16 protein-coding genes and 1 other annotated feature are annotated in these 15115 nt (G+C 48.4%); all 16 genes read right to left on the bottom strand.

Annotation, left to right across the window (positions count from 1 at the left end; genetic code table 11):
• Nucleotides 1-502: 502 nt before the first annotated feature.
• Nucleotides 503-1579 (bottom strand): histidinol-phosphate transaminase, encoded by a 1077-nt coding sequence (hisC, locus tag HF864_RS04870; protein WP_169461949.1) that lies wholly within the window; start codon nucleotides 1577-1579, stop codon nucleotides 503-505.
• A 10-nt stretch (nucleotides 1580-1589) separates the two neighbouring features.
• Nucleotides 1590-1916, bottom strand: a complete 327-nt coding sequence (gene hisE / locus HF864_RS04875) for a phosphoribosyl-ATP diphosphatase (protein WP_006499769.1) — start codon at nucleotides 1914-1916, stop codon at nucleotides 1590-1592.
• Nucleotides 1897-2247: a phosphoribosyl-AMP cyclohydrolase gene (gene hisI / locus HF864_RS04880; RefSeq protein WP_169461950.1), complete on the bottom strand. Its 351-nt coding sequence runs from the start codon at nucleotides 2245-2247 to the stop codon at nucleotides 1897-1899. Before hisI ends, hisE begins: the two co-directional genes overlap by 20 nt.
• On the bottom strand, nucleotides 2244-3005 hold the full coding sequence (hisF, locus tag HF864_RS04885) for an imidazole glycerol phosphate synthase subunit HisF (protein WP_169461951.1): 762 nt from the start codon (nucleotides 3003-3005) through the stop codon (nucleotides 2244-2246). Before hisF ends, hisI begins: the two co-directional genes overlap by 4 nt.
• Nucleotides 2995-3720 (bottom strand): 1-(5-phosphoribosyl)-5-[(5-phosphoribosylamino)methylideneamino]imidazole-4-carboxamide isomerase, encoded by a 726-nt coding sequence (gene hisA / locus HF864_RS04890; protein WP_169461952.1) that lies wholly within the window; start codon nucleotides 3718-3720, stop codon nucleotides 2995-2997. Before hisA ends, hisF begins: the two co-directional genes overlap by 11 nt.
• Nucleotides 3717-4331: an imidazole glycerol phosphate synthase subunit HisH gene (gene hisH / locus HF864_RS04895; RefSeq protein ID WP_169461953.1), complete on the bottom strand. Its 615-nt coding sequence runs from the start codon at nucleotides 4329-4331 to the stop codon at nucleotides 3717-3719. Before hisH ends, hisA begins: the two co-directional genes overlap by 4 nt.
• Nucleotides 4331-4915, bottom strand: coding sequence for an imidazoleglycerol-phosphate dehydratase HisB (hisB, locus tag HF864_RS04900; RefSeq protein ID WP_006499764.1), 585 nt, complete (start codon nucleotides 4913-4915; stop codon nucleotides 4331-4333). Before hisB ends, hisH begins: the two co-directional genes overlap by 1 nt.
• Nucleotides 4916-4919: 4 nt before the next feature.
• Nucleotides 4920-6203: a histidinol dehydrogenase gene (gene hisD, locus HF864_RS04905; protein ID WP_169462027.1), complete on the bottom strand. Its 1284-nt coding sequence runs from the start codon at nucleotides 6201-6203 to the stop codon at nucleotides 4920-4922.
• Complete coding sequence (hisG, locus tag HF864_RS04910; protein ID WP_169461954.1) at nucleotides 6175-6834, bottom strand: ATP phosphoribosyltransferase; 660 nt, start codon at nucleotides 6832-6834, stop codon at nucleotides 6175-6177. The genes hisD and hisG overlap by 29 nt, the downstream gene beginning before the upstream one ends.
• Entirely contained in the window at nucleotides 6828-7985 is a 1158-nt protein-coding gene (locus HF864_RS04915; RefSeq protein WP_169461955.1) for an ATP phosphoribosyltransferase regulatory subunit, read from the bottom strand. The genes hisG and HF864_RS04915 overlap by 7 nt, the downstream gene beginning before the upstream one ends.
• A gap of 71 nt (nucleotides 7986-8056) precedes the next feature.
• Nucleotides 8057-8288 (bottom strand) — a binding site (T-box leader).
• Between the two features lie 40 nt (nucleotides 8289-8328).
• Nucleotides 8329-9186 carry a histidinol-phosphatase HisJ gene (gene hisJ, locus HF864_RS04920; RefSeq protein WP_169461956.1) on the bottom strand — a complete coding sequence of 286 codons (858 nt, stop codon included), beginning with the start codon at nucleotides 9184-9186 and terminating at the stop codon, nucleotides 8329-8331.
• Between the two features lie 107 nt (nucleotides 9187-9293).
• The gene (locus tag HF864_RS04925) at nucleotides 9294-10505 is read right to left on the bottom strand and encodes an MFS transporter (RefSeq protein ID WP_169461957.1); all 1212 of its coding nucleotides are present in this window, start codon (nucleotides 10503-10505) and stop codon (nucleotides 9294-9296) included.
• 11 nt (nucleotides 10506-10516) lie between these two features.
• Nucleotides 10517-11158, bottom strand: a complete 642-nt coding sequence (locus HF864_RS04930; protein ID WP_169461958.1) for a DUF308 domain-containing protein — start codon at nucleotides 11156-11158, stop codon at nucleotides 10517-10519.
• Between the two features lie 213 nt (nucleotides 11159-11371).
• Complete coding sequence (locus HF864_RS04935; RefSeq protein WP_169461959.1) at nucleotides 11372-11890, bottom strand: adenine phosphoribosyltransferase; 519 nt, start codon at nucleotides 11888-11890, stop codon at nucleotides 11372-11374.
• Nucleotides 11891-11903: 13 nt separating this feature from the next.
• A complete protein-coding gene (gene recJ, locus HF864_RS04940; RefSeq protein WP_169461960.1) occupies nucleotides 11904-14219 on the bottom strand; it encodes a single-stranded-DNA-specific exonuclease RecJ in 2316 nt (771 codons plus the stop codon).
• Nucleotides 14220-14279: 60 nt separating this feature from the next.
• A complete protein-coding gene (locus tag HF864_RS04945) occupies nucleotides 14280-15113 on the bottom strand; it encodes an SDR family oxidoreductase (protein ID WP_169461961.1) in 834 nt (277 codons plus the stop codon).
• Nucleotides 15114-15115: the final 2 nt, after the last annotated feature.

The raw sequence follows: 15115 nt of genomic DNA on the forward strand, positions 1-15115 counted from the left end.
GCATCAATCGTAATGATTGATGACCCTGCACATTTGTGTTCGTCGAAACTGTATTCAGTTTTCAAAGGTCTACCGTTACTCACTTTTAAGCAAGCAACTTTATCAGTTTAACAAATTGTCAACTACCTGTCAAGAACTTTTTAATCGATTTTTCTTGGCAGCTTGGCGAAAAGCCGTTGATCTCAAGTGATCGGCAACTCATCGCCGCGACAACGTTATCTAATATACCGAGATTACAATCAAATGTCAACGACAAAAAACAAACTTTTTTGATTTATTTAAGAAACATGAACATTGATTAAATAAACCGTTTGTTTACTAACGGAAATGTTGAACTTTTTGGTAGCAATTAAGAATAAATCATCGTTTTTTCAAATAGAGCCGTCTTACAAAATAAAAATCAGACATCCAATTTTTTTAAGATAGCCGCTTAATCAATCAGCTTATTTTCAATTAAAACAGAAAAACTGCCTTGTCTAAACAAAGCAGTTAATCCGAACTCTTAATTCAAAAAATCAGCCATAATCTGCTGCATCGCCAGATTGTCATTCGGCAGGCCAATCGTTACCCGCAGCCAGTCGGCAGCAAATCCGGTGCGAATCTGATACCCGTTTTCCAAGAAGCGTTCAGCCAGCTGATCAGCATCCGGCACCTTAAAGTAGATGAAATTAGCTTGACTGGGATAATAGAAAATATGGTGCTGCTTTAAAAACTTCTCCCATTGATCACGCTCTTTTGCATTTTTAGCCGCCACCTGCTCGACAAACTCTTGATCAGCAAATGCCGCCAAAGCCGCCACCTGCGATAGAGTATTCAGGTTGTATGGCAGGCGCACCGTCTGCAGATAGCGCGCCCGCTGATCATCAACAATGATATAGCCAACCCGATAGCCGGCCAGTCCATAGATCTTTGAGAAGGTTCTTAAAACAGCCACGTTGTCAAATTCTTCAAGCAGCGGCAATGCCGAAGCTGGTTGCGCTGACCTGACAAAATCAATATATGCCTCATCAATCAGCACCAAAACGTTTTTGGGAACCTGTGCCATAAAATCACGCAGCGCTGCTGTTTCATTATACCCGCCAGTCGGATTGTTAGGATTGCACAGCCAGATCATTTTGGTATTTGGCGTAATGCTGTTTAAAAAAGCATTTAAATCATTGGCGCCGCTTTGAGAATCAATCGGCACGCTTTTGATGGTCGCGCCTTCAATCTGAGCATTGAGGCCGTATTCGGAAAACGTCGGCTCAGCAGTCAGGATCTCATCCCCTGCTTCCAAAAAGACTCTTGAAACCAGGGTAATAATCTCATCCAAGCCGCAGCCAAAGACAATATTTTCTGCCTTAACGCCCAATTTTTGAGCAATCATCTCTCGCAGCTCAGTCGCATTGCCGTCTGGATACCAATTGCCACTCCCTTGCTGCACGGCGTCAATAACCGCGGCTGCAACCTTCGGCGAGGTACCATAGGGATTCTCATTAGCTGAAAGCTTGGCAACGCGCTTAAGGCCATACTGTTGGGCAATCATTTCAGTTGGTGTTGGCGGCACATAGCTTGCCAGCCGCTTAATCGTTTCTTTCATCGGATCACCTCTAAAGCTTTTTGATTGGGGCACGATCCTTAAACTGGCTCATCTGACCAACGCGCGAGCCCAGTTCTTCTTTGATTTTTTCAAATGGCAGATCGCATTCAACGAGCAGAACAATTAAATGATACAGCAGATCAGCCGTTTCATACTGCAGTTCAGCCGGATCACTGTTTTTGGCGGCAACGATAACCTCAGTCGTTTCTTCACCAACTTTTTTCAAGATCTTATCCAGGCCTTTTTTAAAGAGATAGTCGGTGTACGAGCCATCAATTGGATTTTCTTTTCGTTGCTTAACCAGGTTATAAAGTTCTTCAAGATTCTGTTGTGTCATTTAGGTTACCTTCTTTCGTTAATTCAATCGGGTTAAAAAAGCAGCTGGATCGGCCAGTGTGACAAGCCGGCCCTTTTGGATCAACCGTTACCAAAAGCGTATCGCCATCACAGTCAAGCGTCATGCTGACCACCCGCTGCGTATTGCCGCTGGTAGCTCCCTTATGCCAAAGCTCTTTGCGGGAACGAGACCAAAACCACGTCTCACCACTGGCCAGCGTTTTTTGAAAGCTTTCCTCATTCATCCAGGCGACCATCAAGACGGCTTTGGTAGTGACATCAACTACCACCGTCGTCAGCAGACCATTCATTTTTGAAAAATCGGGTTTCATTGACGAACCGGCACCCCTTTCTTAGCCAGCATCTGCTTAACCTGCGGAATCGTCAGCTCTTTAAAGTGAAAGACCGAGGCAGCCAAAGCTCCCGTCACTGGTGTCTGCTCAAAGACGTCCACAAAGTCCTGAATCTCACCGGCCCCACCAGAAGCAATGATCGGCACATTGACGACACGGCCAATCGTCTGGTAGAGCTTGAGATCAAAGCCATCTTTGGTTCCATCGCAGTCCATGCTGGTGATCAGCAGTTCGCCGGCACCCAGCTCAACGGCTTTTTTAGCCCAGGCAACTGCCTCAAGATCCGTCTTTTGCTGACCGCCATGCGTATAGACAAAATATTTGCCGGCTACTGGATCCCAGCGAACGTCAATCGCCACCACAACGGCTTGACTGCCAAACCGTTCAGCGCCCTGGCTGATCAATGCTGGGTTGGCAACCGCTGCTGAGTTGATCGCGGTTTTGTCAGCTCCAGCCTTTAGCATGCGCTCCATGTCGGCCAGATTTTTAATGCCGCCGCCAACCGTAAGCGGCATAAAGACTTGTTTGGATACCGCCTCGACCACGCTGCTCATGGTCTGCCGCTTTTCATTGGTTGCCGTGATATCCAAAAAAACCAGTTCATCAGCGCCTTGTTTTTCATACGCCGCCGCAATTGCAACCGGATCGCCGACATCTTTTAAGTTGACGAAATGAACGCCTTTTTTCACTCGGCCATCAGCTACGTCCAGACACGGAATGATTCGTTTAGCCAGCATTCTCATTCACCTCTGCAATCTGCTCTAAGGTTACCTTACCCGCTGCAATCGCCTTGCCAACGATCACGTCTTTTAAACCAGCCTGCTTAAGCATTTTCAGATCATCAAGACTGCCAACGCCCCCTGATGCCACGATCCGTACTTCAGGAAACTTTTGTTGCAAGCCTTGCAGCAGCTCAATATTTGGCCCCGTCAGTGTACCGTCCGTTGCCGTATCAGTAACAATAAAACGCTTGGCCCCAGCAGCAGTCATTGCCGCAATCAGATCGGCCATTGAAATCGTGGACTGATTGAGCCAGCCATCAGTTGCTACTTGACCGTCACGACCGTCAACACCGATCGTAATCGCCCGACTGCCGAATTTTTCCAGCATCTGCTTGGTAAACTCAGGATCTTTTAGGGCTACCGAACCAAGAATAACGCGATCAACCCCGCTTTTTAGGTAGCGCCTGATCGTCTGCTCGTTTCGAATACCGCCGCCAATCTCGGTTTCACCAGCAAATACCTTAACGATCTGACTTACCAGCTCAAAATTCTGTGGCTGACCGGTCTTAGCGCCATCCAGATCCACCAGATGCAGCCCACCGATGCCGGCCTCTCTAATCAAGCGCGCCTGCCTGATCGGATCAGCACTGACCAGCGTTTCTTGTTTGAAGTCGCCTTGATAGAGCCGCACGCTGCTGCCGCCTTGAAGATCAATTGCTGGATAAATCATGCTTTCACCGCCTTTTCAAAAAATGTTTGCAGCAATTTCAGCCCAACTTGACCGCTTTTTTCAGGGTGAAACTGGAAACCATAAACGTTGTCTTTTTGAACGATTGCTGGCACGGCCACGCCATAGTCAACGGTTGATACGACATATTCCTCAGCACACTTGGCATAATAGGAATGAACAAAATAGGTATATTGCCGATCGATCGACTTAAAAATACTTTCCGGCCGTTGCAGTTCGTTTTGATTCCAGCCCACCTGCGGAACGATCCTTTGACCATCATCATCGGGAATTCGCACGACCTGTCCTGGAATCAAGCCCAGGCCCGCTACACTGCCAAATTCGGTTGATGAATCAAACAAAAGCTGCATGCCCAGACAGATACCTAAAAATGGGGTCCCATTGGCAACCGTGCTTTTAATGACTTGATCGAGCCCAGTTTCTTTTAAGCGAGTCATGGCCGCGCCAAATGCTCCCACGCCTGGAAACAGCACCACATCCGCCTGCGATATTTTTTGCGGGTCAGCCGTCAGTTCAGCTTCTCGGCCTAGGTATCGACAGGCCTTGAGCACGTTAAAGACGTTGCCTGCTCCATAATCAATTACCGCGATCATCAAATCATCCCCTTGGTTGAGTTAACTCCTTGAATGGCTGGATTGATCGTAACTGCCTGCCGCATCGCGCGGGCCGTTGCCTTGAACAATCCTTCAATCTTGTGGTGCGTGTTGCGGCCATATAATACTCTGGCGTGCAGATTCATCTCGGCATTAAAGGCCAGCGCCTGGAAAAAGTCCTCGGTAATTTCCGTTTCATAAGCACCCAGCCGTGGATTGGTCAGCTCGGCATCAAATACCAGATAGGAACGGCCGCTTAAATCAACCGTAACCTGTGCCAGCGTCTCATCCATTGGTACAAAGGCATTGCCATAGCGCTCAATCTGCGCCTTGTCGCCTAATGCTTCTTTAAAGCACTGACCCAAGACGATGCCGGTATCTTCAACCGTGTGGTGAGCATCAACGTTCAGATCGCCTTTGACCTCCACAACCAAGCCAAAGCGGCCGTGCTTGGCAAACAGCTCCAGCATGTGGTCAAAAAAGCCCACGCCGGTATTAATGGCAACCTGGCTTTGATCGTCAAGATTCAGCGCGACTTTGATCTGCGTCTCTTTCGTAGCTCGGTTTATCGTTGCTTTGCGCATCTGATCAGTCCTCCTTGTCAAATCTGGCTTCAATAGCGCGGGCGTGAGCTTCCAAGCCTTCCGTGCGCGCCAGCTTGGTGATGGCTTTGAGATCGGCTTTAAGATTTTGCTGATCAAACTGAATGAACTGAGTCCGCTTGACAAAATCATAAACCCCCAACGGTGAAGCAAAGCGTGCTGTTCCACCAGTTGGCAGCACGTGATTTGGTCCGGCCACGTAATCACCCAAAGGCTCGCTGGCGTAGCGGCCCAGGAACACTGAGCCGGCATTTTTGATCAGGCCCAAGTACTGCGTTGGATTTTTCAATTGAACCTCCAAGTGTTCTGGTGCCACGTCGTTCATCAGCTCAAACATCTCAGCCGTATTTTCCATCACTGCAATAAAACCGCGATCCTCAATGGAAGTTCGCGCAATCTCTTGACGCGGCAACGTGCTTAATTGGTGTTCAATCTCTTTAGAAACGGCCTCGGCCAGCGACTTGCTGTTGGTAATCAGCATGGCCCGGGCCCGCTTGTCGTGTTCAGCTTGTGACAAAAGATCAGCCGTGATTTCTTTGGCATTGGCACTTTCATCAGCCAGGATGCCGATTTCAGATGGACCGGCTACCATATCAATGGCTACCTTGCCAAACACCTGCTTTTTAGCCGTTGCCACGAAGATGTTGCCGGGTCCCATAATCTTATCGACAGCGGGGATGGTTTCCGTGCCATAGGCTAAAGCAGCAATGGCTTGAGCACCGCCAACCTGATAGACCTCATCGACTCCGGCCAGTTTGGCAGCTGCCAAGACCGCCGGATTGATCCCGGCTGGCTGTGGCGGCGTCACCATTACGACACGTTTAACTCCAGCCAGCTTAGCCGGAATGCCACACATCAGAATAGTTGAAGGATAGGCTGCCGTTCCGCCTGGCACATACAGACCTACGCTGGCCAGCGGTGTAATCTTTTCACCGCGCATGATTCCTGGTGTGCTGACGTCAACAAAGCTATTTTCAATTTCTTGTTTGTGGAAGCTGGTAATATTTTGCTTAGCCAGTTCCAAAGCCGCCCGTAAGTCTTCATCGATTGAATCCAAGGCCTGGTCAAGCTGAAAGGCCGGAATGGAAAAATCTGCCAGGTTGACACTATCAAACTTGCGCTCATAGTCGCGAACTGCTTGGTCACCGTTTTGTGCTACATTTTGAATAATCTCGCTGACGGTCTTTTCGATTTCAAAATCAATGGTTTGTTCAGTGTAGCGAGCAACGATTTTTTTCATTTCATTCAGTGACTTTTCGTAAATCTTCATCATACTCTTCCTCCATTGCCTGTCTTAATTGATTCGTCAATGTAAATATCTCATCACGCTTCTGCTTTAAGGCAACCGGATTAGCCACCAGCCGACTCGTGATTACGTCCAGCCAGTCATGAACGACCAAGTGATTAACCCGCAGCGTCGTTCCGGTTTCAGTCAGATCAACGATGGCATCGGCCAAGCCAGTCAGTGGTGCCAGTTCAACCGAGCCGGCAATCTTGATGATCTCGACGTCTTCGCCTTGGCTGGCAAACCAGCGACGCGCCACGTTGGGATACTTGGTGCCAATTACCTTGCGGCGGGGCTGATTCCAGTCAAAATCGCTTTTTGAGGCAACGATAAATTGACAGCGACCAGTGTTTAAATCCAACAGTTCATTTACCTGCTCATCGGCACCCTGTTCTTCTAAAACATCGCTGCCTACGACGCCCAGATCAACCGCTCCTTTTCTTAGATAGGTACAAATGTCTTCACCTTTAACCAGAATGATCTGATACTGATCACCCAGATTGATAATTAAGCGGCGCTGCTTATCGATCAAGGGCTGACAGTCAATATTGCATCTCTGCAAAAGCGGAATGAACTTCTTTTCAACTCTTCCTTTGGTCAGCGCGATTCTCAGCATTCTTTCATCCCCTTTTCTGCATCCAAGGCGACCAGTTTTGCCCCCGCTGTTTGGGCCTGCTGCTGAGCCTCCTGCAACGAATCAGCCAAAGCCAGCGAATAGTTGCCGTGCTTTTCAACCAATGCCGCTGCCTGTCCGAGAAGCTCAAACGGCGCGTAGACAAAGACCGGCTGTTTTTTGACCAGTTTGAGTGCTGTCGCCTCGGCCAAGGCATCAATGTTGATTCCCAAGCCAACCGCGGGCTCCAACTGTGACTGAAAGTTGGCCAAAAGACGGTTGTAGCGTCCACCGCTGATTAAATAGGCACCGGTCGTCTTTTCCACATAGCCTTTCATAACGATACCCGTATAGTATTTTTGCGGCACCGCACTGCTGAGATCGACAATTACCTGCTGATCAGCCAGCTCACCAGCGAATTCAGCCACCGTCTTGAGTTGACCAAGTAACGGACGGGCCGGCTCAGGAACCTTGACTTCTGCCAACATGTCGTTGACCTCCGCCAACGTGCCAAACAGCCATGGCCATTTACGCAGAAACGGCATTGTCTGGAGGGCATCAACCTGTCTGAGCAGCTTTTCATAGGCCGGAAAGTTTTTATGATAAAGTGCCTGGGCCAATTGCTGCTGCAGTTCTTCATCCAGTTCAAGCGCATCGAGAATCGTATCAACCAGTCTGGCGTGTCCCAGCTCAATCGTTAACTGATTGTCCAGCAGATGGCGGTTAAGCTGATGCATTAAGATCACACCTTCCATTTCTGCCTTCAATGAACCATAGCCGATTAATTCGATGCCAGCCTGCGTCTGTTCGTTTTGCCCGCCTGAAAGCTCAGGTGCCGCTTGAAACCGCTCGCCCAGATAATAAATCTTTTGGGGGAGCTTAACGTTGGTCGTTGCCAAGAACCGGGCAACCGGCAAGGTCAGATCCGGTCTCAAGACCAACTCATCGCCAGCCGGGTCAATCACTCGATACTGCTCACTTTGCATGTTGAACTCGGCAAACAGATCCCGTCGCTCCACGATTGGCGTAATGATGCGTCGATAACCACGACTGCGCAGATTTTTCATCAGCCAGGCACTGATTTGATCCTTTGATTCTGCCTCCGTGCCAAACTGATCGCGCAAGCCAGCCGGTAAAGCAATGCTGCTCATCATGATAATGCCTCCTCTCATTTTTTACTCATTTATTTTTTATATAAAAAAGCGTCCTCTCTGCCCATCTGGACTAAGAGGACGCTTTTCGCGTGGTCCCACCTCAAATTCGATCGCCCCTTGCGAAACGATCCTCATGCTGGATAAAATTCAGCCCTGATAACGAGTGGTCCCGGAACAGCCTACTTATAACCTTTCAGCTGGTCGGCTCACCGGTGTGGTTCACTATCGCAATCAATCTCTTCCCAACTTTGCGAGACTCTCTTAATAATCCACGATAGCTACTCTCCGGTTCATTACCATTAAAAAATAATGAGATTCATTTGGTGTTGTAGCTATATTATTCTCATCTTTTAAGAGTGTCAAGAACTTTTAAAAAATTTTTCATACCGTGCCAGCCACGACCAACCTCATCAACACCATGCGCATCCGACCCAAAAATCAACGGTACTCCGGCATTTAATGCTGCCAATGCAATCTGAATGCCTGGGTAAAAATCATTGCAGTATTTTTTGTAAAGACCAGCCGAATTAAAATCCAAGCTCAGCTGCCGTTTGCTGGCAGTGGCCATGATCTCATCAATCAGCCGCTGACATGACTGATCAAAAGCTTCCGGCAGGCCGAAATAATCCTGATATTTTTTGATCAGACTAAGATGGCCAAGCCGATCAGGTCCAAAGCTGCCCAAGTCGCAGCGAGCACTGGCCAGAACCGTTTTTAAGTAACGCTGATACAGCAGCTGCGGCGTCTTCAGCTCATTGGCAAACCCAGCCTGCAGCTCATCTATGGAGTAGTCAATCCCCCAAAACTTTCCTTGATCATCCTGAAGATAATGCACCGATAAGATGTTGTGCTGGGTATTTTTTCCGTATTGATCCAAAAAGGCGCGTGTCGCTTCTTCAAAGCCCGCCAGATACTCAATCTCAAAACCGATACTGATCTTGATCTGGCCGGCATACTCGCTTTGCAGCTGATCAGCTAAGTTTAGATAATCGTCAACCTGCTCCCAGCCGAGTCCTTCCGTTTGCCAATCGTCAGCTGGACCGGCAAATCGTTGAACAAAGTCTTTTGGCATCGGCGCGTGCTCAGTAATCCAGTATTCGTCAAAACCAAGCTCAATTGCTCTTTCAATCATCGCTCGTGTCTTCTCATGGCTGCCGTGAGGACACAGCTCAGTATGCGTGTGGCCATCAATTTTAAGCATTCTAATCATCCCTTTTTAAAATTTTTTTCAGTTTAGCGACTGGCTTAAAATTCGTCAAGGCATAAAAAAAACAGCAATCAAACTGATTACTGTCCTTAAGCTTGATTTTAAATTTTTGGCATTTTGATAACCACAAAACTGGCCAAAGTACATAAAGCGATGACGATGGCAAAACACCAAATCTGCATGATCCCCAGCGGACTGCTTTTAAAAGCCAGGCCATAAAGCGCTGGACCAAACGATGCTATTAGATAACCGCCACTTTGCGTCAAACCAGAAAGCTGTGCCGTTCGGGCTGGTGAAATCGTCTTAAGTGGAAAAGTCGTTAGCGCCATAATGAAGTAAAAAGCCGTCATCGCACCAGTAATGATTGACAAATAATACCAGTAAACAAGTGGCATGGACGACTGCCAAAACATCAAAACGGCCGCCAACAGCGTCAACAGTCCAACCACGATCGACATTAGGATCTGGCTTCGATGCGTGGCTGTTTCAAGAAAACGGGGCAGCAGCAATGACACCGGCATGCCTGCTGCTGAATACATTGCCAAGACAATACTGATCTGACCGCCAGAAATACCGTTAAAGCGCATCAGTTCTGGCAGCCAGGCCACTAAAGTATAGTTAATAAGCGACTGTGTACCAAACATCAACAGGCAGCACCACGCATATCGATTCTGCCAAAGCGGCGCAGCAGTCGTTTTTAGGTCTGGTTCATGAATTGATTTGACTGACTGATTATCAGCGCGCTTTGCTTGAGAACGTAATGGTACCGGCAACCTGAAAAGTATCCACATCAGCCAAGGAAACATCGTCAACATTAATAAAACGACCAAGACGGACCACCAGCCAAAAGTACTCGATAGCGGATGCGTCAGCAGGCTGAATACTGATGAACCAACCATAATCGCCAGCGAATAAGCTGTAGTATAAAAAGCGGTGTGATTGGGCTCATACGTGGCAACCACGGAAGGTGTCAAAACGTTTAAATGGGTAATTCCCAGCCCAACCAAAATCGTTCCCGCCAAAAGCATTGGCCAGGTCACATGAAGTCTTAACAATGCTCCTAATACCAGCGCCGTCAAACCAAAGTTCAAGGCTTTGCGCAGGCCAAAACGAGTCATTTCCTTAGCGGCAACAATTGAGAACAGCAAAAACATTATCAGCGGAATGGTTGTCAAGATTCCAAGGTTGCCGACCGCCGTTTTTAACTGACGAGCAAGTTGATCAATTATCAACGGAATGGTAATAATTGGTGCCCGCATAGCCAGACCAAACGCAATCACCGTCACCAAAACCACTCGATCATGATTTTTCATTATCCCACCTCTTACTGATTGACGATACTATAAGTCTGTTTACCATCCTTTGCAGTATATAATGCCGTCTGATCATCGTTGGGCTTCATCATGCTCAGCGAGTAGCCGCTCCCCACGATTTTTTTAATCTGGGCCGAAGTCTGATTAAGCGAGCTGGTTAGATTCGACCACCCTGCCTGCTGGGCCTGATCGGGATTTTGCGCGATATAGTTCAAAGCTTCAACCGTATTTTCATTGGTTGGCATAATCTGATATGTTTTTGAGCTGCTGTCATAGTTAACAGTCCCCATCTTACTGTAGGCTTTCTGCAGTTGGCGCAGCAGGTACATTTCTTTTTGTTCCTGAGTGGCGCCGCTGTCTTGCTGATTAAAGACCGCGGTAGTACCATTGACTGAAAAGCTGGAACTGGAATCAGCTTGCGAGCCGGTCGCAGAGCTAAGCGACGATTTTGAGCTGACAGCACTCGTCGTTTGTTGTGCAGATTGACTATGGTGCCAATATGGAAGATTGATCGTACCATAAACCGTAGCCGCCAAACTTAGGACCAGCATAATCGTTGGCACTACCCACTGGCGATACTGCTGCCAGGAATTAACCAGGTAAAAGGCACTTAAAATCAGCATCAGTGCACCGAATACAACTAAGAAAATCATGAAAAGCTCCTTTATAATCCTTAAATAAAAAACTATTTCATTACTACTTTACAATAAAATTTTACTAATCGTACTTTAATTTCAATTATAATTTGAACTTTTTGACTGATCAGCTGCACGATCACTATAAAATAGACATGTGATAATAAAAGGGTCCCCCACTCCAAGAGCGTTGGACCCTTTTTTGCCAAAGCAATCCTAAACGATCAGTGCCTAGAATTCCATCAGCGTCTTTATATCAATATCGCGCAGATGCTTGCGGCCTTCCAACTCTTTTAATTCAATCAGGAAGGCTGCACCAACGACCTTGCCGCCCATCTGTTCAACCATGTCAATCGTTGCGCCGATCGTACCACCAGTTGCCAGCAAATCATCAACCACCAGCACGCGCTGACCTGGCTTAACCGAATCATTTTCCATCTGCAGCGTAGCCTCACCATATTCCAGCTGGTAAGAAGCGCTGACCGTTGCCCGTGGCAGCTTGCCCTTTTTACGGGCTGGGGCAAAGCCAACGCCCAACTCATAGGCAACTGGGCAGCCAACGATAAAGCCCCGCGCTTCAGGACCAACAACCATATCAACGTCTCGTTCACGAGCAAATGCTGTAATTTCATCGGTTGCCTGCTTGAAGGCCTCACCGTCAGCCATCAGCGGTAAAATATCACGGAAGATGATTCCCTTTTCTGGATAGTCAGGAATACTTGCAACGTATTTATAAAGATCTAGAGCCATTTAAAATTTCTCCTTATTCGTTTGCCATCAGCCAAGCCGCAACTCGCTTGCGCAGCGTGTGCGTATCGCTGTACAGCAGTACCTGCGCGCTTTTTAGGTGAGCCGCGTGCTGCTGATAGCATTTCGTCTGTTCCAAGTCAACATGGGCAGGATGCTCCGCCAGTCTCAGAACGCCATCATTTATTGTAACAAATTTTGCCTCATAAAACACCGTAATCATCCAATTTAACTGCTCAACCGGCATCAGCAGTGAACGGGCCATGGCTGGCTGCTGCTGGCGATAGTTGGCAATCTCTGGATACTGACGCAAAAAGCGATATAACATGGCAAACTGCTGACGATTTGGCAAGCCAAACCGAACGGGATGCTTTTCCCAAAGCAGCAGTCGAATCATTGCCGGCTGGCCGCCATTTTGCCAAAGTGCACTAAGCATCGCCAAATCAGGTGGGCAGTCTACGATCGTTACCTGCTGATCTTTAAAATCAGTCTCCAGTGCGGTCTGGGGATCCAGTACGATGCCATGTGCGTGACCAGCAATGTTTTCGCGCAGCGTTTGATCAAAGGCCACATAATAGCCGGTTTCATTAAACATTCCCGGCAAAAGCTGGCGCGTTCTTTGATCCAGGATTGCCGTTCCCTGCGTCTTGATGTCTTTAAGCATCAATTGAGCGGTTCGCTTGCCATGCCATTCATTAATGCCAAGCGTAGCCGCAATCGTTACCGGGACTCCAGCCAAAAGCAATGGTGCCAGGTCGGCCTTGCCAAACGCTACCACGGCCGCACTGTTTTTTTGACCACGCAGCTCAAATTTAAGATGCTCTTGCTGCTTGCCCATCGTCTTGACATTATTAATGCGATCGGCATGAATTGCAAAAACCGGTTCTGGATTGCCCGGTCCAAAAGGCGCTAGTCGCTGCAGCTGATCATAAAGGTTTTCGTTAACATCATCCGGACTGAGGCTGGCTGCCAGATCTAATTTGATCGGTCCTGACTCAGCCAGTCCCTGTGCTTTGGCTTCTTGTTCCAAAGCAGCGCGCAACTGGTCAACCTGATCGATATTAAATGACATGCCACATGCCTGAGCATGACCGCCAAACGCCGTCATCAGATCACGGTGCTTTTGTAAAGCCTCAAACAGGTCAAACCCATCATGACTGCGCCCAGATCCTTTGGCAATCTCATCACCGTCATTGACGCTGGCAACAATCGTCGGTTTGCCGGTTTCTTCAACCACGCGACTGGCAACGATGCCTAAAACACCTTGATGCCATTCATGACCCAGCAGCAATAGAGTCGATCGGTCGGTATTTTCAGACGCACGAGCCTGTCTTAACGCCTCATCCGTAATTTTAGCCACCAGCTGCTGACGCGTTTGGTTGGCATTTTCGACTTCTTGGGCGATCTCTTTACCCTCGCGATCATCCATGGTCGTCAAAAGCAAAACGCCTTCATTGGCGTCATCAATCCGTCCCAACGCATTCAGGCGTGGTGCAATGCCAAAGCCAACGTCTTGATCGGACAATTGATCCTCATTGAGCTTGGCCAGCTTGACCAACTGATGAAGACCAGGTCGCATCCCTTGTCGCAATTGCTTGAGACCCCAGGTGATCAGTGCCCGATTCTCACCGGTTACGTCGACCAGATCGGCCAGTTCGCCAATTGCCACCAGATCCAACATTTCTTGGGGAAACTCTTCGGTTAGGGCCCAGGCCGTCTTAAAGGCAACGCCAACACCGGAAAGGTCCCCGCCTGCATACTCACTGCCTGGATACTTAGGGTGTACGATTGCTGCTGCTTCAGGCAGTTTTTCAGGCAACTCGTGGTGATCGGTAATGACCACGTCAACGCCGCGCGAGTTGGCATATTCGATCTCCTTGGCTCCAGAAACGCCATTGTCGACCGTAACGATTAATTGAGCACCACCATCAATTAATCGCTGATACTCGTCAAGGTTGGGACCATAGCCATCAGTAAAACGGTTGGGAATGAAAAACTCAACCTGAGCCCCCACCTCGTCCAGGGTTTCATACATAACGGCCGTACTGGTAATGCCATCCGCGTCATAGTCGCCATAGATAACGATCTTTTCACCATTGGCAACGGCAGCTTGAATCCGATTGACCGCCTTTTGCATATCGTGCAGCTCAAAGGGATCGCGCAGTTCGGCCAGTTGTGGATCCAAGTACTGCTTGGCTTTTTCAACCGAATCAATGCCGCGCTGGATCAATAATTGAGCCAACAGTGGCGATAATTGACACTGCTGCTGTAGCTCATTGGCCAGCTGCTGGTTTTTATTTTGGGAAAATTCCCACTCATAGCGCGCTTCCATGATTTCACCATTCCTTAAAATATAACAACCGGAACCTGCTTTAGTCCCGGTCGCTGCTTTTTATAGACTGCGCTTGTCCTGTTGATAGTCAAAAAACTTTTTGATTGCCCAATCGCCAAGTCCCGGCCACACCTGATAGCCCCATGAAAGCCAAGAAGTCCAAGCTGGTACGTTAATCTCACGGGTCTCATACCCAACATGATCCCAAACCTGCTTAGCCAGTTCCGCCGGCTGCACAATCATCCAACGTGGCAGTTTGCTTAGGTAGCTGCCATCGGAATCCGCCTTATCAAAAAACGACGTGGCAACGGGACCCGGATTGACGGTCAACACCTGGACACCATAGTCAGCCACTTCCATGCGCAAAATATTGTCGAACTGGATTACACCGGCCTTGGTTGCTGAATAGGCGGCGGCATTCGGCGTTGGGATCTTGCCATCCAAAGATCCCAGATTGATAATGGCGCCAAATCCCTGGTCCATCATCTGTTTGGCTACGCAGCGGCTCAGATACATCAATGCCAGCAAATTAACGTCAACCATGCGCGTCATGGCTGAACGAGGCTGATCTTTAACCGCGGTAAAGTCGCCCAGCCCAGCAGCATTAACCAAAACATCAATCTCGCCAACCTCATGCCGAATCGTATTCAAGACCTCATCGACGCGATCCGGATCAGTGACGTCCAATTGATAGGCAAATGATGGGCGTCCCGAAAGAATCAGACACTGCTGAGCAACCTGATTGAGCTTTTCTAGATTACGCGCGCAGACTACGACGATTGCACCGCGTCTGGCTGCTTCTAAAGCCAGCTCCTTGCCAATACCACTGGATCCGCCAGTAATCAAAACAATCTTGTTGCGCAGCATCCGTAATGCCTTCATTCGCTTCATCATTG

Origin of the sequence: Lactobacillus sp. MRS-253-APC-2B (genome assembly GCF_012843675.1) — a bacterium.
In the GTDB taxonomy this organism is placed as follows: domain Bacteria; phylum Bacillota; class Bacilli; order Lactobacillales; family Lactobacillaceae; genus Limosilactobacillus; species Limosilactobacillus pulli.